The organism is Sanguibacter sp. Leaf3 (assembly GCF_001425965.1).
GTDB lineage: Bacteria > Actinomycetota > Actinomycetes > Actinomycetales > Cellulomonadaceae > Sanguibacter > Sanguibacter inulinus.
Map to the genome: position 1 here is coordinate 774,349 of NZ_LMRH01000003.1, position 20,471 is coordinate 794,819.

21 protein-coding genes are annotated in these 20,471 nt (G+C 70.6%); 10 read left to right on the top strand and 11 right to left on the bottom strand.

Translation table 11 applies throughout. The features are described from left to right. Positions 1 to 29 precede the first annotated feature (29 nt). The 3 genes from ASG53_RS16815 to ASG53_RS16825 all read right to left on the bottom strand — a co-directional run bounded on the left by ASG53_RS16815 (position 30) and on the right by ASG53_RS16825 (position 2,096). Positions 30 to 1,163 (bottom strand): ice-binding family protein, encoded by a 1,134-nt coding sequence (locus ASG53_RS16815; RefSeq protein WP_056136057.1) that lies wholly within the window; start codon positions 1,161 to 1,163, stop codon positions 30 to 32. A 172-nt stretch (positions 1,164 to 1,335) separates the two neighbouring features. Next, positions 1,336 to 1,755, bottom strand: a complete 420-nt coding sequence (locus ASG53_RS16820; protein WP_056136060.1) for a hypothetical protein — start codon at positions 1,753 to 1,755, stop codon at positions 1,336 to 1,338. Then, on the bottom strand, positions 1,752 to 2,096 hold the full coding sequence (locus tag ASG53_RS16825; protein ID WP_056136063.1) for a PadR family transcriptional regulator: 345 nt from the start codon (positions 2,094 to 2,096) through the stop codon (positions 1,752 to 1,754). The genes ASG53_RS16820 and ASG53_RS16825 overlap by 4 nt, the downstream gene beginning before the upstream one ends. Before the next feature lie 175 nt (positions 2,097 to 2,271). Here ASG53_RS16825 and ASG53_RS16830 point away from each other — a divergent pair, with 175 nt between their 5' ends. After that, entirely contained in the window at positions 2,272 to 2,955 is a 684-nt protein-coding gene (locus ASG53_RS16830; protein WP_082544141.1) for a TetR/AcrR family transcriptional regulator, read from the top strand. A gap of 10 nt (positions 2,956 to 2,965) precedes the next feature. On the opposite strand, the gene ASG53_RS16835 is transcribed toward ASG53_RS16830, so the two are convergent. Genes ASG53_RS16835 through ASG53_RS16845 form a run of 3 tightly spaced genes read right to left on the bottom strand, consistent with a single transcriptional unit; the run spans position 2,966 to position 6,669 of the window. Beyond that, on the bottom strand, positions 2,966 to 3,907 hold the full coding sequence (locus tag ASG53_RS16835) for a carbohydrate ABC transporter permease (RefSeq protein WP_082544142.1): 942 nt from the start codon (positions 3,905 to 3,907) through the stop codon (positions 2,966 to 2,968). Further along, entirely contained in the window at positions 3,907 to 4,956 is a 1,050-nt protein-coding gene (locus ASG53_RS16840) for an ABC transporter permease (RefSeq protein ID WP_056136066.1), read from the bottom strand. The genes ASG53_RS16835 and ASG53_RS16840 overlap by 1 nt, the downstream gene beginning before the upstream one ends. A 6-nt stretch (positions 4,957 to 4,962) precedes the next feature. Continuing rightward, positions 4,963 to 6,669: an extracellular solute-binding protein gene (locus tag ASG53_RS16845; protein WP_056136069.1), complete on the bottom strand. Its 1,707-nt coding sequence runs from the start codon at positions 6,667 to 6,669 to the stop codon at positions 4,963 to 4,965. Positions 6,670 to 6,772: 103 nt separating this feature from the next. Between ASG53_RS16845 and ASG53_RS16850 the strand changes: the two genes are divergently transcribed. Both ASG53_RS16850 and ASG53_RS16855 read left to right on the top strand, forming a co-directional pair. Continuing rightward, positions 6,773 to 8,173, top strand: coding sequence for an MFS transporter (locus ASG53_RS16850; RefSeq protein WP_082544143.1), 1,401 nt, complete (start codon positions 6,773 to 6,775; stop codon positions 8,171 to 8,173). Positions 8,174 to 8,325: 152 nt separating this feature from the next. Continuing rightward, a complete protein-coding gene (locus ASG53_RS16855; RefSeq protein ID WP_082544178.1) occupies positions 8,326 to 9,990 on the top strand; it encodes an MDR family MFS transporter in 1,665 nt (554 codons plus the stop codon). Here the strand turns inward: ASG53_RS16855 and ASG53_RS16860 are convergent. Further along, positions 9,987 to 10,565, bottom strand: a complete 579-nt coding sequence (locus ASG53_RS16860; protein WP_056136072.1) for a recombinase family protein — start codon at positions 10,563 to 10,565, stop codon at positions 9,987 to 9,989. The two genes, ASG53_RS16855 and ASG53_RS16860, sit on opposite strands and share 4 nt — an antisense overlap. 215 nt (positions 10,566 to 10,780) lie before the next feature. Between ASG53_RS16860 and ASG53_RS16865 the strand changes: the two genes are divergently transcribed. Continuing rightward, positions 10,781 to 11,140, top strand: a complete 360-nt coding sequence (locus tag ASG53_RS16865) for a hypothetical protein (protein ID WP_056136076.1) — start codon at positions 10,781 to 10,783, stop codon at positions 11,138 to 11,140. A 256-nt stretch (positions 11,141 to 11,396) separates the two neighbouring features. On the opposite strand, the gene ASG53_RS16870 is transcribed toward ASG53_RS16865, so the two are convergent. From ASG53_RS16870 to ASG53_RS16880, 3 genes are all read right to left on the bottom strand, one after another. Then, positions 11,397 to 11,960: a GrpB family protein gene (locus ASG53_RS16870; RefSeq protein WP_056136079.1), complete on the bottom strand. Its 564-nt coding sequence runs from the start codon at positions 11,958 to 11,960 to the stop codon at positions 11,397 to 11,399. Positions 11,961 to 12,021: 61 nt separating this feature from the next. Beyond that, positions 12,022 to 13,227, bottom strand: coding sequence for a Gfo/Idh/MocA family protein (locus ASG53_RS16875; protein ID WP_056136082.1), 1,206 nt, complete (start codon positions 13,225 to 13,227; stop codon positions 12,022 to 12,024). 48 nt (positions 13,228 to 13,275) lie between these two features. Beyond that, positions 13,276 to 14,319, bottom strand: a complete 1,044-nt coding sequence (locus tag ASG53_RS16880; RefSeq protein ID WP_056136085.1) for a LacI family DNA-binding transcriptional regulator — start codon at positions 14,317 to 14,319, stop codon at positions 13,276 to 13,278. A gap of 143 nt (positions 14,320 to 14,462) precedes the next feature. Between ASG53_RS16880 and ASG53_RS16885 the strand changes: the two genes are divergently transcribed. The 4 genes from ASG53_RS16885 (at position 14,463) to ASG53_RS16900 (ending at position 17,086) form a co-directional block, all read left to right on the top strand. Then, entirely contained in the window at positions 14,463 to 14,840 is a 378-nt protein-coding gene (locus tag ASG53_RS16885; RefSeq protein ID WP_200945523.1) for an L-rhamnose mutarotase, read from the top strand. A gap of 54 nt (positions 14,841 to 14,894) precedes the next feature. Next, positions 14,895 to 15,392 carry an AAA family ATPase gene (locus ASG53_RS16890; protein WP_218928498.1) on the top strand — a complete coding sequence of 166 codons (498 nt, stop codon included), beginning with the start codon at positions 14,895 to 14,897 and terminating at the stop codon, positions 15,390 to 15,392. 182 nt (positions 15,393 to 15,574) lie between these two features. Then, entirely contained in the window at positions 15,575 to 16,390 is an 816-nt protein-coding gene (locus tag ASG53_RS16895; RefSeq protein ID WP_235533974.1) for a potassium channel family protein, read from the top strand. Positions 16,391 to 16,636: 246 nt separating this feature from the next. Beyond that, the gene (locus tag ASG53_RS16900; protein ID WP_056136094.1) at positions 16,637 to 17,086 is read left to right on the top strand and encodes a hypothetical protein; all 450 of its coding nucleotides are present in this window, start codon (positions 16,637 to 16,639) and stop codon (positions 17,084 to 17,086) included. Positions 17,087 to 17,147: 61 nt separating this feature from the next. Here the strand turns inward: ASG53_RS16900 and ASG53_RS16905 are convergent, their stop codons facing one another. Next, complete coding sequence (locus tag ASG53_RS16905) at positions 17,148 to 17,717, bottom strand: GNAT family N-acetyltransferase (RefSeq protein WP_082544145.1); 570 nt, start codon at positions 17,715 to 17,717, stop codon at positions 17,148 to 17,150. 189 nt (positions 17,718 to 17,906) lie between these two features. On the opposite strand from ASG53_RS16905, the gene ASG53_RS16910 reads away from it, so the two are divergent. Both ASG53_RS16910 and ASG53_RS16915 read left to right on the top strand, forming a co-directional pair. Next, positions 17,907 to 18,761, top strand: a complete 855-nt coding sequence (locus tag ASG53_RS16910; RefSeq protein WP_056136097.1) for an isocitrate lyase/PEP mutase family protein — start codon at positions 17,907 to 17,909, stop codon at positions 18,759 to 18,761. Between the two features lie 56 nt (positions 18,762 to 18,817). Next, a complete protein-coding gene (locus ASG53_RS16915) occupies positions 18,818 to 20,470 on the top strand; it encodes a DNA-3-methyladenine glycosylase 2 family protein (RefSeq protein WP_056136464.1) in 1,653 nt (550 codons plus the stop codon). Position 20,471: the final 1 nt, after the last annotated feature.

Genomic DNA, 20,471 nt, shown 5'->3' on the forward strand with positions numbered 1-20,471 from the left:
CAGGTCGCCGGAGGGGGCACCCAGGTGCGTCAGCTCTGGCCCTTCCTGCGCCGCACGGCGAGCGTGGTGATGCCGAGGACCACCAGCACCCCGGCCGCGAGCAGCAGCGGGGTCGAGCCCGCGCCCGTCGCAGAGAGGTCTTCGTCGCGGTAGCGGTCCGAGACCGCGGGCGAGGTGCGTCGGGCTCCGGCGGGGGTGCTCGGTCCCTGACCTGAGCCCGGGGGGACGCCAGCACCTGGGGTCGGGCCCGTCGGCGGCGCAGGGGGCACAGGTGCGGGCGTGTCCGAGGGGACGACCGTCGGGACAGGTGTCACGGTCGGGGTGTCGGTCGGTGCCGGGGTGTCGGTGGGAGACGGCGTCTCGGTCGGCGTCTCGGTGGGGGTGTCGGTCGGCGTGGGGACGTCGCACACAGGCGCGGTGATCGTGTTGTTGATGAGCGTGACCGCGCCGGTCTGCGCGAGTGCCCGACCCTCGAGCGTGGCGCCAGAGTCCATGCTGATCGACGTCGACGCCATGACGGTCCCGACGAAGTCGGTGCCCGTGCCGATCACGGCGCTCTCGGCGATCTGCCAGTACACGTTGCACGAGGCGGCGTCACCGAGGAAGGCGACCTCGCTGTCCGTCGCTGTCGTCAGGCCCGAGGTCAGCTGGAAGATGAACACGGCTGCGGGGTCACCGAGGGTGTCGAGGGTCAGCGTCCCCGTGAGCTGCGCGGCCGGGAGCCTGTAGGTGCCGGGGGTGAGGGTCTGCCCACCGAGCTCGGCGGGGAGGTTGATGAAGGGCGTGCGGCCCGCGGCGTCGCCGTAGGCGGCGGTCAGGTCTGACTTGGCCTGGAGAGCCACAGCGTCTCCGAGGTGCACCTCGCCGCCGACGATCCCAGGCGGGAAGCCGGGTGCAGTCGTCCCCGGGTGGACGCCCAGGCTCTGGCCCAGGACCGACGGACCGGTGTTGGTGACAGTCTCGGCGCCGAGCACAGAGAAGCTGCCGGTCGTGCCGAGCGAGACGGGCGGGTCGGCGGCCTCGGCCGGCAGCTGGTCGAGCACGACGAGCGTCGAGCCGAGGGCCAGCACCGCGACCACGGAGACGGCGAGGACCGGCCGGGCCCCCGTGCCGAGGGCGCGCGGGGATCGGGATGTGCGGTCTCTACGGGCTGCAGCCGTCATGGGGTGTCCTCTCATAGGGCACCCCCGGAGGCAGACGCCACGAAGGCCGGCCAGCTCGAGAAAGCACCGGCAGCACGGTGGCCACCTGCCCTGAGTAGAGCACCCATCGGGGTGTCACGCGCGGCCAGGGGCGACGCCGCAGGTCACAGCCTCGGCCGCACGGCGGTCTCTCTCAGATCCGCCAGGCGGCCGCACGACGCCGCGAGCGGACGGCGATGCCGATCACCAGCCCGACGAAGGTGAGCACGAGGGCGATCCCCGCGGTCAGGCGTACCCACGGCGGCAGCCCCCACAGGGTGGCCGTCTCGTCGAGGAGACCGAAGACACCGCTGATGATGAGGAAGGCCCCGCAGAACCCGAGCGCTGCCGCGGCGACCGCGAACCACACGACCTCTCGCTCCCGCGAGCGCGGGGCGAACTGGTCGGCGTACCGGGCGACTGGGCCGAAGGCCTCGACAGGGTCCTCGCCCGACTCTGCGAGGTGGCTCTGGACCTCCCGGACGATCTGCCGAGCGGCCTCGGCGGGCACGTCGCGGACGTCGAGGGCCTCGGCGAGGTCGGAGGCGTACTGCTCGTGCGTGCTCTTGCTCATGACGTGCCCTTCGTCCCGGTGATGATCGCTGTGCTGACCTGCGTGAAGGCGACCCAGTCGGCCCTGTACGCCTCGAGGCGCTCGCGGCCGGCCGAGGTGATCGAGTAGTACTTGCGCCCCGGTCCGCTGTCGCCCTCGCGCCAGGTGGCGACGACGTCGCCGTCCTGCTCGAGCCGGGCGAGCAGCGGGTAGAGGGTGCCGCCCTTGACGACACCCATCCCGCCGTCCGCGAGGCGCTGGGCGACGAGGTACCCGTAGGTCTCGCCCTCGCTCACGAGCGACAGGACGGCGCCGACGAGCGCGCTCCGCAGCCACTCGGCAGGCCATCGCTGTGTCTCCATGAGATAGATCGTGGCACGACCTAGATGGGGACGCAACCTACATGGCCGTCCGATCTATCGGGTCAGGGGACCTGCGCGGGGTTCCGCCGGTGGGTCCAGGCTGGGCTCTGGTCGGTGGGTGAGAGGCTCAAGGGGTGTCGTCGTCAGGCTCGGCGGTCGTCTAGTCTTCGCTGGTATGGCATCAGAGCAGAGTCAGCCGGAGGCCCGTGACGTGCAGGACCAGGCCGCAGGGGACGGACCTGCAGCGGAGCACCCCGTGGGGGTCCAGAAGGCGCGGAGCCTGCGGAGGCGCAAGGAGATCGTCGAGGCTGCGATGACGACCTTCGCGAACCGCGGCTTCTACAACTCCTCCCTGGCCGAGATCGCCGACGAGGTCGGGATCTCGGCCGCCGGGATCCTGCACCACTTCAAGACGAAGGACCAGCTCCTCACCGAGGTGCTGCGCACCCGCGACATGGTCGACATCGAAGAGGCCGCCCACGGGCGTGAGCTCGTCGGGCTGGAGTTTCTGAGGCACCTCGTGGACACCGCGGCGCTCAACAGCACCCGGCCGGGCATCACGCAGCTCTACGCGGTGATGTCGGCCGAGTCGGTCACCACGGACCACCCCGCGCAGGAGTGGTTCCGCGGCAGGTACGTGGGGCTGCGGGAGATGGTCCAGAAGGCGCTCTCCCAGGCGCGGGACATCGGGGAGCTGCGCGACGACGCCGACGTCGCCGAGACGGCGATCGCGATCATCGCCGTGATGGACGGCCTCCAGGTCCAGTGGCTGCTGGACCCGGAGACCGTCGACATGGCCGCTGTCACGCACCGCACGATCGACGCCCTCGTCGCCTCGCTCGCCCCCGAGGAAGACTGAGCAGGGCTGGTCAGCCCTTGATCGCCCCCGTGAGAACACCCTTGGTGAAGTAGCGCTGCGCGAAGGGGTAGAGCATGAGGATCGGGATGGTCGCGACGACGATCACGGCCATCTGGAGCGTCTGACCGGGCGGCGGCGGCTGGTCCGGCGCCTGGATCGACGTGAGCGCCGAGCCCTGGACGACGTACTGGTTGAGGACCACCTGGATGGGCCACTTGGACGTGTCGTTGAGGTAGATCATCGCGTTGAAGAACGAGTTCCAGTACCCGACCGCGTAGAACAGCGCGATGACGGCGAGCACGGCCTTCGACAGCGGGATGACGATCCGGGTGAAGATGCGCCAGTCGCTCGCCCCGTCGAGGCGCGCCGACTCGAAGAGCTCGGTGGGCAGCCCCATGAAGAAGTTGCGCACCACGACCATGTTGAAGGCGGAGATGAGCCCGGGGACGATGAGCGACCAGTACGAGTCGAGCAGCCCGAGGGACCTCACGAGCAGGTAGTTGGGGATGATCCCCGCCCCGAAGAGCATCGTGCACAGCACGAGGACGAGGACCGTCTTGGCCCCGGGCACGTCCCGGGTCCGCATGAGCCCGTAGGCAAGGGTCGTGGTGAAGATCATCGACAGGGTGGTGCCGACGGTCGTGATGCCGATCGACACGAGCATCGCGCGGGTGACCACGTCTCCGCCGAGGATCGACCTGTACGCGTCGAGGGAGAAGGCGGTCGGGAAGAACCCGCCCGACGCGGCGGCCTCGCGCGAGGCGAAGCTCATCGCGATGACGTAGACGAAGGGGTAGAGCATCACGAGCACGATGAGCGCGATGGTGATCGCCTTGAGGGCCTGGACCCCGGGGGACGGTGTCCCCATCCACACGGGTCGCTTGCCGGACGGCCTGTAGACCGGGACCGCGCGGTCGAGCAGGGGCGCTGGCGCCTGCGGTGCTGCTGTCATCAGAACAACCCTCCGGTCCCGAGCCTCTTGGCGAACTTGTTGGCGGCCAGCACGAGGACCGTGCCGATCACGCCCTTGAACAGCCCGGCTGCCGTCGACAGGCCCCAGTCGCCGCCGGCGATGCCGCGGTAGTAGACGAAGGTGTCGAGCACCTCGGCGGCGTCTGCGCCGACCGCGGGCTGCTGGAGCAGCAGCTGTTCGAAACCGACGGTCAGCACGTTGCCGATCGTGAGGATGAGCAGCAGCGTGATGACGGGGACCAGGCCGGGGAGCGTGATGTGCCACGTCCTGCGGGCAGCCCCGGCGCCGTCCACGGCCGCTGCCTCGTAGAGCTCGTTGGGGATGCCGCTGATCGCGGCGAAGAAGATGATCGTGCCCCAGCCGATGTCCTTCCAGATCACCTGCGAGACGACGAGCGCCTTGAAGGTGTCCGGGTCGGACATGATGTTGACGTTGTCGAGCCCGATGGCCGAGAAGAGCTCGGCTGCTGGTCCGGCCCCGCCGAACACCTGCTGCCAGATCGAGATGACGATCACCCACGAGATGAAGTGGGGCAGGTAGACGATCGACTGGACCACGCGCTTGGTGCGCTCGGAGATGAGCGAGTTGAGCAGCAGGGCCAGCAAGATCGGCGCCGGGAAGGCGAAGACGATCTGCAGGGACGAGATGATCAGGGTGTTCTTCAGCGCCCCGAGGAACTGCGGGTCCGAGAACATCGCCGTGAAGTTGTCGAAGCCCACCCACTCCGAGCCGCCGATGCCCCAGTAGGGCGAGTAGTCCTGGAAGGCGACCACGTTGCCGAGCAGCGGCACGTAGGAGAACACCAGGAAGAACAGCATCCCGGGGACGATGAAGGCGTAGGTCCAGCGCTCCCGCTTCATGCGGGTCCACACCGACGCCTGCTCGCGCAGGACGTGCTCGAGCCGCGGGTCGTCGCGCCGACGGCGACGGCGTCCCGGCCTGCTGACCCTGCCGCGCCCGGCCGATGCGTCGCTCCCCGCCGGGGAGGTGCCGGCCTGTGCCGGCACCCCGTCCTTGGTCACGGACACCGGCGGTCAGACCTGCTCGGCGAGAGCGGTCTCGTAGGCCTTGCGGACCGTGTCGCCGCCGGCCTTGCGCCAGGCGTCGCGGTACTCGTCGAGCTGGTCGAGCGACATGCGACCCGAGACGATCCCGTTGCGGTAGTCGGTGTCGACGGCGGCGAGCTTCGAACCCTCGCTGACGTTCGGCTCGTTGTAGAGCCCGACCACTGGGCTGGGGACCGTCGCCGCGATGAGCGGTTCGAGGGTCTGCTGGAAGTTCTCGACGAACTCGACCGAGGTCGGGGCCACCACGAAGGACGGCGACTTGAAGGCGCCGAGCCACTGGAGCGCGGCACGGTCGTTGTTCGCGGTCTCGTCGTTGGTGTCTTCGATCACACCGCCCTCGCCGAGCGTGTAGTTGTAGCCCTCGGCGCCCGTGTGGATGAACAGCGCCTCGGTGCTGCCGTCGGGCGCGCGCCAGTAGTTGACGACGTCGAGGAGCTCGGCCAGGCGCTCGGGGTCTTCGGCGGCCTTCGCCGAGATCGAGACCATGCCCCAGTAGCCGTCGTTGCGCTGCACGACGATCTCGCCTCCGTCGACGGCGGGCGGGACGAACATGCGCGGGTCGGCGCCCTCGGTGATGTCCACGGTGTCGCGCAGGATGTTCGCGCCGAAGTAGCCGTTGAAGGAGTCGACGGTGATCGCGAGCTGGCCGTTGGTGAACATCTCGGCGGCCTTGTTGCCCTGGGTCCCGAGGGCGAGCGCGTCCGGGTGGTAGACCCCGGCCTTCCAGAGCTGGGTGTGGAACTCCAGGACGTCGGCGTAGGCGTCGGTCTCGATGACGTTGACGAGCTTGCCCGAGTCGTCGAGCTGCCACGTGGTGCCGGCCCGGAACATCCACTCCACGACGGCCTGGAGCTTGCCGTCGAAGGCGCCGATGCCCCAGTGCTGCTTGCCGTTGACCGACTTGAGGGCGGCGACAGCCGTCATCATGTCGAGGAAGCCTGCGGCGTCGGCGGGCATCTCGTCGTAGCCGGCGGCCTGCATGAGGTCCCAGCGGATGGCCGGGAAGTTGGTGAGGTACGGGTCTTCGTTCGGGATGCCGAAGAGGTGCCCGTTCTTGGCGGACGCCTTCCAGGCGTTCGACCCGACGTTGGCGAGGTTGGGCCAGCGCAGGATCTCGTCGCCCGCGAGCACCTCGGAGAGGTCGGCGAACACCCCGTCGTTGATGGCCTTCGCGGCGACGGCGTTGGTGTCCTGGACGAACAGCAGGTCCGGGACGTTGCCCGAGGCGATGGTGGTGGCCATCTTCTCGTTGTAGGTGTCGAAGGCGACGAGGGTCGGCTCGAAGGTGCCGCCGAGCCGCTCGTTCAGCCCGGCCCAGTACTCGTTGGCGGGGGCCTTCTGGGGCGGAGCGCCCCAGAGCACCTGGAAGGTCGTGACCTTGCCGCCGGACAGCGGGGCCTTGCTCACCGAGTCGTAGTACTCCTGGATCGGCTGGGTGTAGATGGTCGGCATGCCCTCGACCGTGCTGACGATCCCGCCCGGGACCTCGCGCGGTGCGACGTAGGTGGGCAGTGCGAGGGCGACGGCCTCGCGGGGGTTCGGGCGGGCGCCCCCGCCCCCGCCGCCCGAGCAGGAGGCGAGCGTCACGGACAGCGCCGCGATGCCGGTGAGGCTGAGGAAGGTGCGCCGGCTGAGCTGTGCATCGAGTCGGGGACCGAGAGGTGCCGAGGACATCCGCTTCTCCTTTGAAGGTGGTGATGCTCAATCAGCCACGACGGTAGCGCCAGCCCCGTAGAATGTCTAACGAACGTTCAGTAAGTGGTTTTGACCTGCGAGGATGTCGCTCGACCTAGACTTCCGTGCTGACCACTCATCAGTCCTGCTCGAGAGGCAGCCCCCAGCCGTGTACTCGTTCCTCCTGGCGATCATCTACGTCGCCTTCATCAGCCTCGGCCTCCCGGACTCCCTCGTCGGGGCCGGGTGGCCGGTCATGCACCAGGACCTCGGTGTCCCGGTGGCCTACGCCGGCATCATCACCATGATCATCGCCGGGGGCACGATCTTCTCGAGCCTGGCGTCCGAGCGGCTCACCCGCCGCTTCGGTGCTGGCATCGTCACTGCTGCGAGCGTCGGGCTCACCGCAGCCGCGCTCGTCGGCTTCTCCCTCTCCGGCTCGTTCTGGGTGCTGTGCCTGTGGGCCGTCCCCTACGGGCTGGGGGCCGGCGCTGTCGACGCTGCGCTCAACAACTACGTCGCCCTGCACTACGCGGCCCGACACATGAACTGGCTGCACAGCTTCTGGGGCCTGGGCGCGTCGATCAGCCCGTTCATCATGAGCTACGCCCTGACGTCAGGTCAGGGGTGGTCGAGCGCCTACAGGATCGTCGGTCTCACGCAGGTCGTGCTCACCTTCGTGCTGATCATGACCCTGCCGGTATGGGGGAGGGCGGCCAAGACCGCGCTGACGGCAGCGAAGGCACCGGCGGCACCGGCGGGGCGCGACGACGGGAACGTCGCCCCTGGCACTGACGGCGCCGTCGGTGCCGGACAGGCGGCGGGTGGCGGCACGGCGGCCCTCGACGGGCAGGCGGGCGGAGCCGAGCCGTCCGGCAGACGCAGCGCTCACGTGCCGCTCGCGGAGGCGCTGCGCATCCCCGGGGTCGTACTCATCCTCGTCGCCTTCTTCGCCTACTGCGCGCTCGAGAGCACGGCGATCCTGTGGGCGTCGACCTTCCTGGTCACCGACCGGGGCGTCAACCCCGCGACGGCGGCGGCCTTCGCCTCGCTGTTCCTCATCGGCATCACCGGTGGACGGTTCCTGGCAGGTTTCTTCGCCGACCGCGTCGGTGACAAGCAGCTCATCCGCGGTGGCTTCGTGACGATCGGCGTGGGTGTCGCGATGCTCGCGCTCCCGCTGGGGACAGACGCGCCGGCGCTCGTCGGCCTCGTGATCGTCGGGCTCGGGTGCGCGCCGATCTACCCGGCGATCATCCACTCCACCCCGGTGAACTTCGGTCGGGACAGGTCGCAGGCCGTCATCGGTATCCAGATGGCCGCGGCGTACACGGGCTCGACCCTGGCGCCGCCGCTGTTCGGCGTGGTCTCGACCTGGGTGGGGATGTGGACGTTCCCGCTGTTCCTCGCCGTGCTGGCGGTCCTGGGTCTGCTGATGTCCGAGCGTCTGAACAAGCTCGTGGGACGCAGGGCGCCGGCCGAGGGGCTCGCTCGCAAGTCCTGAGCGCTGAGCTCTGGGTGCCGTGCTCGGGCATCGGACGTCGCCGATCCTCTGCTCGAGATCCTCTCGTCAGCGGTCCGACCTACTCTGTCACTGGTGTGCCTGTCGTCGCCCAGCGTCACGGCCCCATCCCCTCCGGCCCGAGAGAGACCCCTGTGAGCACCGAGAAGACCCCCGTGACCGAGACGCCCCGCGTCGAGGCCGCACCCCGCTTCGGCTGGATCTACGCGAGCCTGCTGCTCGTCATGTTCCTCGCCGCCCTCGACCAGACCATCGTCGGCACGGCGCTGCCGACAGTCGTCGGTGAGCTCGACGGCGTCAACCACATGGCGTGGGTGGTCACCGCCTACGTGCTCGCCATGACCATCGCCATGCCGGTCTACGGCAAGGTCGGCGACCTCGTCGGCCGCAAGAAGCTCTTCCTCTTCGCCATCGCCCTGTTCCTGCTCGGCTCGGCCCTGTGCGGCGTCGCGCAGGACATGATCCAGCTCATCGGCTTCCGTGCGCTCCAGGGCCTCGGCGGTGCTGGCCTGATGATCACGTCGCAGGCGATCCTCGCCGACCTCGTCCCCGCCCGTGAGCGTGCCAAGTACATGGCGCCCATGGGTGCCGTCTTCGGTGTCGCGTCCGTCGCGGGTCCGCTCCTCGGCGGCTGGCTGACCGACTCGGTCGACTGGCGCTGGATCTTCTGGGTCAACCTGCCGCTCGGCATCGCGGCCTTCGCCGTCGCCGCGACCATGATCCACCTGCCCAAGCGCACGTCGACCGCCAAGATCGACCACCTGGGCATCGCGACGATGGCGGTCGCCGTGACGGGCATCGTGCTGGTCTGCACCTGGGGCGGGACCGAGTACGACTGGTCGTCGCCGACGATCCTCGTGCTCGCCGTGGTCGGCGTCCTCGCCACGGCCGCCTTCCTGGTGGTCGAGCACCGCGCCGTCGAGCCGATCATCCCGCTCGGTCTGTTCCGCAACCGGACCTTCGTGGTCGCCACGACCCTCGGGCTCTTCGTCGGAGCGGGCATGTTCGGTGCGCTCGCCTACATGCCGACCTTCTTGCAGATGGCCTACGGGGTCAACGCGACAGAGTCGGGCCTGCTGCTCATCCCGATGACCGTCGGCATGCTCACGGGGTCGTTGTTCTCGGGGGCGAGGGTCAGCAAGACCGGCCGGTACAGGATCTACCCCGTCGTCGGGACCGTGATCGCGGCCCTGGCGATGCTGCTGCTCTCGCGGGTCAGCGACGAGACACGCCTCTGGGCAGTCTGCGCGATCCTCGCCCTCATGGGTCTGGGCATCGGGCTGTTCTTCCAGCTGCTCGTGCTCACAGTGCAGAACGCCGTGCCGCCGCGCGAGATCGGGACGGCGACGTCGTCGAACAACTTCTTCCGCGAGATCGGTGTCACCCTCGGCACCGCGATCCTCGGGACGGTCTTCGCCTCACGGCTGACCTCGGGCCTCGCCGACGCGCTCAGCGGCACCGAGGGTGTCGACCTGCCCGGCGCCACGAGCCTCACGCCCGCGATCGTCCGCTCCTTGCCCGACGCGGTCCAGTCCGGGGTGGTCGACGCGTACACCGACGCGCTCATCCCGCTCTTCGCCTTCCTCGTGCCGATGTTCCTCGCCGGGACCGTCGTCGCGCTGTTCCTGCCGCACATCCCGCTCGCGAGCCGGAGCGACGTGGCGGGAGCGCTCGAGGGCGAGTCGGCGGGACAGCCTGGTGACGAGGTCGTCGGCGAGGTGGTCGGTGAGTCCGCCGACCAGGCTGTCGACGAGTCGGTCGGTCGGCCGGCGGGCGAGGCGTCGGGCCCGCAGCGCTAGCCGTCGCCGGGGAACCGCACCCGCCGGACCGCCCTGTACACGGTCGCCCGGGACACCCCGAAGATCTCGGCGACCTCGCTCGCGGTGCGTGACCCCTCGTGGAGGGTGGTGACGAGCTGGCGTTCCTGCGCGGGGGTGAGCGTCGGGCGTCGGCCGCGCAGGTGGCCCTTGGCGCTGGCCTCGGCCATCCCCTCGCGGGTACGCAGCCTGACGAGGTCCGCCTCGAGGTCGGCGACGAGGGCCAGGCAGTCGCACAACGAGAGGGCGTCGGGACCACCCAGGCAGTAGTGGTCTGCGCCCACACGGAGCATCGCCCCGGCTGCTGCCAGCCGGTCGACGATGTCGCGGGCGTCCGGGACAGACCGCGCGAGCCTGGCCAGGGCCGTCACGACCAGCGTGTCTCCACGTCCGCAGCGGGCGAGCGCGTCGGCCAGACCTGGCCGGTCCCGGTCTGTGCCGGTCAGCCCACGGTCGACGTAGACGGCAGCGGGGACGACCCCCAGCGCCCGGAGCGCGCTCACCTGGGCTGTGCGGTCGCGCGGGGTGACCGAGACGCGTGCGTAGCCGATGAGCATGTGGACGACGCTATCCGCGGGTGCGGCGTCCGGGGTCCTGGGCTGATGGGGACTGGTCCCCTGGGGCGGCGGCAGCCGGGGCCGTGGTGTCTCACTGAGGGTCCCCCGTGCGAACTGTCGAGATCTCCCGTCAGCCGCACCAGCGCAGCGTTCCCGAGCCGTCGAGGGTGCCGTGCGGTCTGGACGGTCTGGCCTGCCCGGGCGAGCGTGGAGACATGAACACGAACAGGACGTCACTGAAGCGAATCATCGGCGCAGCCGGCGCGACGGCTGCACTCCTCCTGGCGGTCCCCGCCACTGCGCAGGCCGCAGACACGATCGACTACACGCTCACCCGGGCGGAGGTCGCCCAGCAGGCCGCGGACGCACAGTCGCAGACCGACCTCATCTGCGGTGCGCTGCCGTGGCCGATCAGCTGGGCGTGCTCGCAGAACCAGGCCAACGGCGGCATGCGAGACGCACTGCAGGACGCCTACGTCGCCGGGTGCGGGCTGCGCGTGCAGGTCACCCCGACAGGCTCGGGCGCGTCGTACGACAAGGCGACCTACCAGTACACCAAGGTCAACTGCCGCTGACCCAGCCCGAGAGCCCGCGCGGCACCGCAGCCGCGCACCGACCCAGAGACGATCTCAGACTGCACGACGAGACCGGCGGGAGACGAGACAGTCTCCCGCCGGTCTCGTCGTGTGCACCGGAGCTGACGGTCGCTAGCTCCTCGGGCCGCGCTTCGTCTGGGCGTCGGCGACTGCCCGCAGGCCGGGCGCTGCCCGCGTGATGGGAGCTCTCCGCAGTTCGCGCGCTGTCCGCATGCTGCGCTGGCCCGGGTTTGCGCTATCCGCGCGCGGCGCGGGCCCGGGCCTTGATCGCGACGATGACATCGGTCTTGGCGGCGGCGTAGGAGTTCATGTCGTCCCACCGGGTGCTCATCAGGGACCGCTTGGTGCTCTCGTAGAGCTCACGGTCGGCGGCGTCGGCGCGCAGGTGGTCGCGGAGCAGCAGGTACTCGTGGACCGCGGGGTCGTCCTTCTCGTAGACGTGCACGTGGACGTCGCGGGCCGGGGTGCGGACCAGACGGTGCCGTGGCTCACGGACCCGCAGCGCGTACCCGGCCGCGAGCAGCCCGTCGAGGTAGTCCTCTTCGGCGGTGATGTCGTCGACGCCGACCACGACGTCGATGATCGGCTTCGCGGCGAGCCCGGGCACCGAGGTCGACCCGATGTGCTCGACGAGCACGTCGGTCCCGGAGAGCGTCTCGCGGATCCGCTGCTCGTGGTCGCGGTAGAGGGCGGGCCAGGTCTCGTCGTAGTCGTGCAGCGTGATGGTGAGCGGCTCGACACCGCCGATGAGGTCGAGCGTGGTCACGTCAGGACGGCGCGGTGCGGGGTTCGGAGTCACGAGTCCATCGTCGCACCGCCCCGCGCCACGCGACCGGGCGAACCAGGGGCCGGCAGAGAGGTCAGGCCCTCGTCGAGGCGTGCAGACCCGCCTCGGTGCGAGGGTCGCGGATCGAGCTCTCCAGCCCTGTCGACAGCACGCCCGTCTCGCGCAGCTCGTCAGCGGTGACGCGGCGACCGCCAGAGTGAGCCGAGGCGTAGATCGCAGTGACGATCTCGAGGGGGCGCCGCGCCGAGGACGCCACGTCGGGCAGGGCCGTCCCCTCGCGCAGCGCCCGGTACGTCTCGCGGACCAGCGGGACGTGACCGCTCGGCTCGTCCTCCTCGGGGAGCCCCCACCCGGCCGACTCCTCGGCGGGGACCCCTGGCGCCGGGGTGATCCGCCAGTCCGGCCCGGAGTGCCCGTACAGGTGCTCGACCTCCACGGTCGCGCGCTCGCAGTCCACCCGGACGTGGCTCGTCTCGCGCGGGCTGAGGGTCGAGGACACAGCCGTGGCGACCACACCGTCGCGGAACAGGATGGTCGCCGTCGACAGGTCGTCCATCTCGGTGTCGCGGTCCAGGCGCCAGGTCTGCGCGCTGATCTCCTGCCAGTCGCCGAGCAGGTGGGCGAGCAGGTCCATCTGGTGGATACCGTGGCCGAGCGTCGTGCCGCCACCCTCGCTGTCCCAGCGCCCGCGCCAGTCGACCGCGTAGTAGTCGGCGCCGCGGAACCACAGGGTCTCGCACTGGGCGACGAGCGGTCGCCCGAGGGCACCCGAGCGCAGGAGGTCGCGGACGTGCGCGGCGCCGGAGCCTGTGCGCTGCTGGAAGACCGTCGCGAGGGCGACACCTGCGGAGTCGCAGGCCTCCTGCATGTCGTCGAGCTCGGCGAGAGACAGCGCCGGGGGCTTCTCGCAGACGACGTGCACCCCAGCCGCGGCAGCCTCGAGGGTCTGCTCGCGGTGCACGCCGGGCGGGGTGCACAGGTGCACGACGTCGACAGTCTCGGATGCCAGCAGCTCGGAGAGCGTGGGGTACCGGCCGGGCACCGCGTACCTGGCGGCGAAGCCGTCGAGGCGGCCGGTGTCCGGGTCGGAGCAGGCGACGAGCTCGGCGAGCGGGTCGAGGGCGATCGCCTGCGCGTGCAGGTGGGCGACGGCCCCTGTGCCCACGATCGCCGCGCGGACCGGCCTGTCCTGGCCGATCGGTGCCCAGGGGGCCCGCACCGGCGGGACTGCGCGGCCGGTGGCAGCGGTCGTCGAGGCGGGGAGTGCAGAGTCAGACATCGTCGTTCGCTCCGTCAGGTAGTGCGGGTCGCGCAGGTGGTCAGGTGCTCACCCGGCGTGGCTCGAGGCGCGGACCACGAGCTCGGGCTGGAACTGCACCTGCTCGTGGCGGAACCTGTCGCCCTGCGTGTGCTGGGACAGCAGCAGGTCTGCGGCCCTGTAGCCGAGCTGGTGGGTGGGCTGGCGCACGGAGGTCAACGGGATCGCGAGCTCCCCGGCGAAGTTCACGTCGTCGTAGCCGACCACGGCCATCTCACCGGGCATCGCGATGCCCTCGGCGCGCAGGGTCCGCTGGACCCCGAGGGCCACGAGGTCGTTCACGCAGAACACGGCCGTCGGGCGGTCGACACCGGCTGTCGTCGTGGCGAGCAGGTGGCGCATCGCGGCCTCGCCGCCGTCGGCGTTGAGGGACGAGGCGGTGATCTCGGTGAGGTGGGTCGCCGGGTCGAGCCCCGCCGCGTCGAGGGCGCGGAGCATGCCCGCGTGCCTGTCGCCGCACTGGCGGATGCTGTGCGCGCCGTTGACGAAGGCGATGTGCGTGTGGCCCTCGGCGACGAGGTGGTTGCCGGCGAGCTGGCCGCCGACCACGTCGTTGACCGCGGCCGACGAGATGTCCGGGACGGGTGAGGTCGCGTCGAGCAGCACCACGTTGACACCGCGGGCTCGGAGCTCGAGCAGCGGTTCGATGTCGTCGGTCGAGGGCACCACGAGCACCCCGTGGACCCCGTGCTCCTCGAAGAGCCGCAGGTAGCGGGCCTCGCGGTCCGGGTCTTCGTCCGAGCTCGCGAGCATGAGTGTGAAGTCGTCCTCGGCGAGGCGGTCTTCGATGCCGCGGGCCACCTCGGTGAAGAAGGGGTTGCCGATGTCCAGGACGATCGCGCCGACTGTCGTGATCGTGCCCGCGCGGAGCTGGCGTGCCGAGCCGTTCGGGACGAACTGGAGCTCGGCGATCGCGTCGAGGACCCTGTCCCGGGTGGTGGGGGAGACGCGGTCTGGTCGGTTGAGGACGTTGGAGACCGTCCCGACGGAGACGCCGGCTGTGCGCGCGACGTCGCTGATGGAGCTCCGCTTGCGCGCAGTGGGCGTGGTCACCGTGGTGGGCCTTTCGACGTGGGGTGCGCCGGGAGCGTCGTCGAGCCCGGGTGCCCTTGAATACTAGTGGCGCTTGACCTGCTCAGGACGTGGGACGTACGGTCCTCGACATCGCGCTGAACCGATTCACAAGAATGTAGCGCATGACACCGAGGACGAGGAGGTCCACAGTGGCCCGCGTGTGCTTTGTCTCCAAGGTCCGGCCCGACAGGCTCGACGAGTACCGCGCGCGGCACGCCGCGGTGTGGCCCGAGATGCTCGAGGCCCTGCGCGACTGCGGCTGGCGCGACTACCACCTGTTCTTGGCGCCCGACGGCCTGCTGGTCGGGTTCGTCGACGTGGACGACTACGACGCGGCCCAGGCAGCGATGGGGCAGACCGGCGTCAACGCCCGGTGGCAGACCGAGATGGGGGAGTTCTTCGTCGCCGACGACACCGCGCCGGACGAGGGGATGGTGCGGCTCGAGCAGGTGTTCCACCTGGAGTCGCAGCTGGCCGAGGCGGGGCTGCCGACGGGCTGAGCAGCGGCAGCCCGCTCGTCCGGGGGCGCTGCGGCTAGCCTGGCCGACGTGGGCATGAAGAACTTCTTGGTCGAGGGCGTCTCCGGGACTGGCAAGACCGCGGTCTGCACGGAGCTGCAGCGACGCGGCGTCCACGCCGTCCATGGCGACCGCGAGCTGGCGTACCAGGGAGACCCGATCACGGGAGTGCCCACCAGCACGAGCGACCACGAGCACCACATCTGGGACGTGGCGGCAGTGAGGCGCCTCATCGCGGACGACAGCACGCCGGTGACGTTCCTCTGCGGCGGGTCGCGCAACCATGCTGCGTTCGTCGATGATCTCGACGGGGTCTTCGTGCTGACTGTCGACGTCGAGACCTTGGTCCGACGGCTGGACGGGCGCCCTGGCGACGAGTGGGGGCACGCGCCTGAGGAACGAGAGCTGATCCTGCGTCTGCACCAGACGCAGGAGGACGTGGCGACCTCGGGGATCGCGGTCGACACCACCCTGCCCGTGGCGGAGGTCGTCGACACGATCCTGAGGTTGAGCGGGGCAGGGGCTGCTCGGTAGGGGGAGCGTTCGAAGCCCCAACAGGTTGGCGACCGGTGCCTGCTCGCCGCCTTCGTCGAGCCCTCCGGACGTCCGTGGTGTTCGCATGCGTCTCGCAACTGACAACTACGACAGCCGGAATCCCCATGAGATCCGAGTCTTGGTGGCAACGTCGGTGGAGACCGACCTGGCAGACTGTGCGCGTGTCGCGACGTGAGCGGTGGGAGAGCTGGTCCGAGGGACCGTTGACGGTCGGGGCGCTGCTGTTCCTCGTGGCCTATGCGATCCCGATCATCTGGCCCGCAGTCAGCGAGGGTGTCCGTGCTCTCGCGTCGGGTGCGGTGGCACTGACCTGGGCGATGTTCGGTGTGGACTACGCCGTGCGCCTGATGGTCTCTGAAGACCGGCGACGGTTCTTCCTCGGCAATCTCTTCGACCTTCTCGTGCTGGTGCTCCCGCTGCTGCGACCGCTGCGGTTGCTCCGACTCGTCACGCTGCTGTCAGTCTTGAACCGCACGGGGGCGCAGGGACTGCGCGGGCGGGTGGTGACCTACGCGGCTGGCGGCACGGCCCTGCTGGTCCTGTGCGGGGCTCTGGCGATCACCGATGCCGAGCGGGGCCAGCCGGGGGCGACGATCACCCGGTTCGTTGACGGGATCTGGTGGGCGGTGACCACCATGACGACGGTCGGGTACGGCGACACCTATCCGACGACTGCGACCGGGCGGGTGGTGGCAACAGTCCTGATGGTCGGAGGGATCGCCCTGCTGGGTGTCGTGACGGCGACCCTCGCCTCGTGGTTGGTCGAGCGGGTGACTGAGGCGAACGAGGCCGAGCAGGCGGCCACCAGGGCGCAGGTCGCAGACCTCTCAGCCCAGGTCGCGTCGTTGGAGACCTTGCTCCGCGATGCGCTTGGGGCTGCCAGCGACCCCTCCCCGCCGCGGGCGCCCGGGCGCCTTGGTGCCCCGGGGCAGGATGCCGACTCGGCAGGCATGCTCGGCCCGCTCTCTCCTGCGTAACCGTCACGTCCGCCATCGGACCTGATGAGACGTCTTCTGGTGGAGACCAGCATCAGCTGCCCGACGAGACGTCTCGCAAGACATCGCTTGCGAGACGTCGGTCTGACGGCGCACCAGGCTGACCTCCGAACCCGTGCCCCTCGCTCGGTCTCGTCGAGCGGCTGATCGAGCCTGCGGCCTGGCCGCGGTCGATGGCCGCGGCCAGGACCGCCGGACGAGCTCCGGTCTGAGCAGTAGCCTGTCGGCATGTCCATCCTCACTGAGATCTTCACCGCATCACCTGAGCACGCCATGTCTCGCGCCAGGGCGCACGACGAGGGTCGCCCGCCGACCCCGGTCGGTGACCTCTTCGAGACGACGGGTGTCACGGACCTCGAGCTGGAGGTCCTCGGTGAGATCGTCGCGAGGGCGGTCGGCGTCGGTGGGATCGACACAGAGCTCCACCCTGTCCACCTCGAGCTCGACGAGCTGTCGCAGGTCCCCGATGCCGTGGTCGCGGCCTTCGCAGAGCTCCCCGCGCTCGATGCCGACCCGACGGTGAGCGTGAGCATCGACGCTGTCATCGCGTCGTTCTGCGCGCTGGAGGACATCGACCTCACCGAGCCCGAGGCGTCAGACCTCGTCCGTCGGGTCATCGATCTTGCGGTCCTCGCCCAGCGGCGCGGAGACGGGCTCTATCTCTGGACCTCGCTGTAGGTCCCTCGACGGACGCGGTCCCGGCCGAGGCCGACGCGAACGGAACCTTCGTCCCAGCACGTCAGACCCGGCGGGCGTCCGACCTCTCATCGCCGTGACGGCCGGGGCCGCGGTCGGGCGAGGCCACAGCCCGTTGGTAGAGACTCGACCCGAGGATCCGGGCGCTCCCTGGGGCTGTCACGGTCGTGTCTCTCACGTGCTGGAAGCCCTGGGACTCGTAGAAGCGCCGCAGGCCGTGGTTGTCGTCGGCGCAGTCGAGTCTCACGAAGGTCTTGCGCCGCTCGGCAGCGCGGGCGGCCGCCCAGCTCAGGAGCGCTTGCCCCAGTCCGCGACCGCGGCTCGCCTGCGCCACGGCCAGACGATGGACGTAGAGGGCCGGGGTGGTGTCGGCGCCCCAGGTCTCCGGGTCGTGGTCGGTGATGGTGGCGATCGCCTGCAGCCCGCTCTGGTCGCGGACCACGAAGAGCGCGCCGCGCTCGGCGTCCCCCAGGACGACCTCAGCCGGGATGGCGTGCCGCCACTGGTCGATCGACCGCTCGTGCAGCCAGCGCCTCGCTCCGTCGAGCAGAGCCACGGCCTGGGTGACATCGTCAGGCGTGCCCTGCTCGACGGCCAGATCGGTGATTCCCATGCCGTCACCCTAACCACCGCGTGCGACGAGGCCGCAGGCGTCTCGTGCCCCGAGGTGTCGTCGACAGCACGTCCCGCACGGAGCGTCCACGGGAGACCGGCGGTGGGTCGTGCATCGCGTCCCGTGCTGCCGACGGTGGTGTCCGATGACCGCCAGACACCGAAGGCCAGGGCCGATGTACTTGCAGGCATGAACCTCCCACAGAGCCACCGTTCCGATGTCTTCCGGTCCCTCCACACCCCTGCTCACCCGCTCGCGCTCGTCACTGTCTGGGACGTGGCGAGTGCTCTGGCCGCCCAGGACGCCGGCGCCCCGGCCATCGCGACGACCAGCGCCGGTGTCGCCTGGTCCCAGGGTGTCCCCGACGGTGATCACCTGGACCGAGCGCGGGCCGTGTCCGTGCTCGCCGCGATCGCCTCGGCGGTCGACGTGCCGGTCTCGGCGGACATCGAGGGTGGGTACCCGGACAGCACGGGCGACGTCACCGAGACGGTCCGCGCGGTGATCGAGGCAGGAGCCGTGGGCATCAACATCGAAGACGGGTCGAGGTCACCTGACGAGCTCTCCCGGCGGATCGCTGTCGCGCGCCGTGTCGCGGACGAGATGGGCGTCGGCCTGTTCGTCAACGCGCGGTGCGACGTCTACCTGACCGGTGCCGTCGCGCCGGCGCAGCGCCTCGAGGAGACCGTCCGCCGGGCGGCTGCGTACGTCGAAGCAGGCGCCGACGGGATCTTCGTCCCCGGTGTGGTCGACGCCGAGACCATCGCTGCCCTCGCCGGGGCGGTCCAGGTGCCGTTCAACGTCATGGTCGGACCCGGCGCGCTCGACGTGGCAGGGCTCGGCCGGCTCGGCGTGGCCCGCGCGAGCCTGGGATCGTCCGTCGCGCAGGCCGCGATGACGACGGTCCGGGACGCGACGGCCGAGCTGCTCGTCACCGGGACCTACGACGGTCTCACCGGGGCGCTCGACTACGGGTACGTCGACGGGCTGCTCACGCGGGCGTCGTCGAGCCAGGCTCGCCGAGGGGTGACGATAGACGCGTGAGGACCGACCACCACTACGAGCGCGGAGCCGCGCTGGCCTCTCGAGACCGTCGCACCGTGACGGCGCCCGCGGGCGCGAACGGGCCGGGCTGCTCGCTAGGGGACCCGCAGTTCGCCGAGCGCTACACCGCGATCGACGCCCGGGACGTGAGGTTCGACGGGCAGTTCGTCACCGCCGTGTCCTCGACGGGCATCTACTGCCGCCCCTCGTGCCCTGCGCGTACCCCGAAGCCCGAGAACGTCACGTTCTACACGTCGTCGGCAGCAGCTCACGAGGCGGGGTTCCGGGCGTGCCGGCGCTGTCTTCCCGAGGCGACGCCCGGCACGCCCGAGTGGGACCTGCGCGGTGACCTCACAGGCCGGGCCATGCGGCTGATCGCCGACGGGGTCGTCGACCGCGAGGGTGTCGACGGGCTCGCCACGAGGCTCGGGTACACGCCGAGGCACGTCCACAGGCTGCTGGTGGCCGAGCTCGGCGCAGGCCCGGCGGCCCTCGCCCGTGCGCAGCGCGCCCAGACGGCACGCTCGTTGCTGGTGGGGACCGATCTCGCGATCGCCCAGGTGGCGTTCGCGGCCGGGTTCGGCTCGGTGCGCCAGTTCAACGAGACGGTCCAGCTGGTCTTCGCGGCACGGCCTAGCGACCTCCGCGCCCGCGCGCGGGCCTCGGAGACCGTGAACGGCCCGTCGCAGGTGACCGGGCGGGATTCGATCCGGCTCGACGTCGACCTCCCCGTCCGGCAGCCCTTCGACGCACCAGGAGTGCTGTCCTTCCTGGCCGACAGGGCTGTCGAGGGGGTCGAGTCGGCCGGGGTCCTGGCCGACGGGACCCTGAGATACGCACGGACGCTCCACCTGCCGCACGGCCCGGGGGCTGTGGAGGTCCTGGCAGAGCAGACCGCAGATGCGACGTGGCGGATCCGTGCGCGCCTCGAGCTCTCCGCCCTGTCCGACGTCGGCCCGGCGGTCGCCCGGGTGCGTCGGATGCTCGACCTGGACGCAGACCCGTCCGCGATCGACGCAGCCCTCGCAGCCGACGGTGCGCTGAGCGCGCTCGTCGCAGAACGGCCAGGGACCAGGGCACCCGGGACCGTCGATCCCCAGGAGATCCTCGTCCGGGCGCTCGTCGGCCAGCAGATCTCGGTCGCCGCGGCCCGGACGCACCTCAGCAGGCTGGCTGCAGCCCTCGGGTCGCCCTGCGTCTCGACCTTCTCGGGGCTCGACAGGCTGTTCCCGACACCCGAGCAGATCCTCGACGGTGTACCTCTTCCTGTCGCGGGGGAGCCGCTCGACCCTCAGCGGCTGCTCAGGCTGCCCGCACGCTCGATCGCCTCCGTCGTCGGTGCTGCTCGTGCGCTCGTGGACGGAGACCTCGAGCTGCACGTCGGCGTCGACGCCGCCACGGTGCGCTCAGCGCTGCTCGCCCTACCCGGGGTCGGCCCGTGGACGGCGTCCTACGTCGCGATGCGCGTCCTGGGCGACCCCGACACCTGGTTGGACGGCGACGTCGCCCTGCTCTCCGGCGCGCGGGCGGTCGGGCTGCTCGGCCCGCAGAGCGCTGGTCGGTCAGAGCACCGGGTCCTGGCGGCTCGGGCCCAGGTGTGGGCGCCGTGGCGGTCCTACGCGGTCATGCATCTCTGGCGCGCGTCGTCGCAGGCTCGGTCCGCGGGTGCGTCGTCCGGGCGGAGCGCAGGGGCGGCGCGCGAGAGGTAGG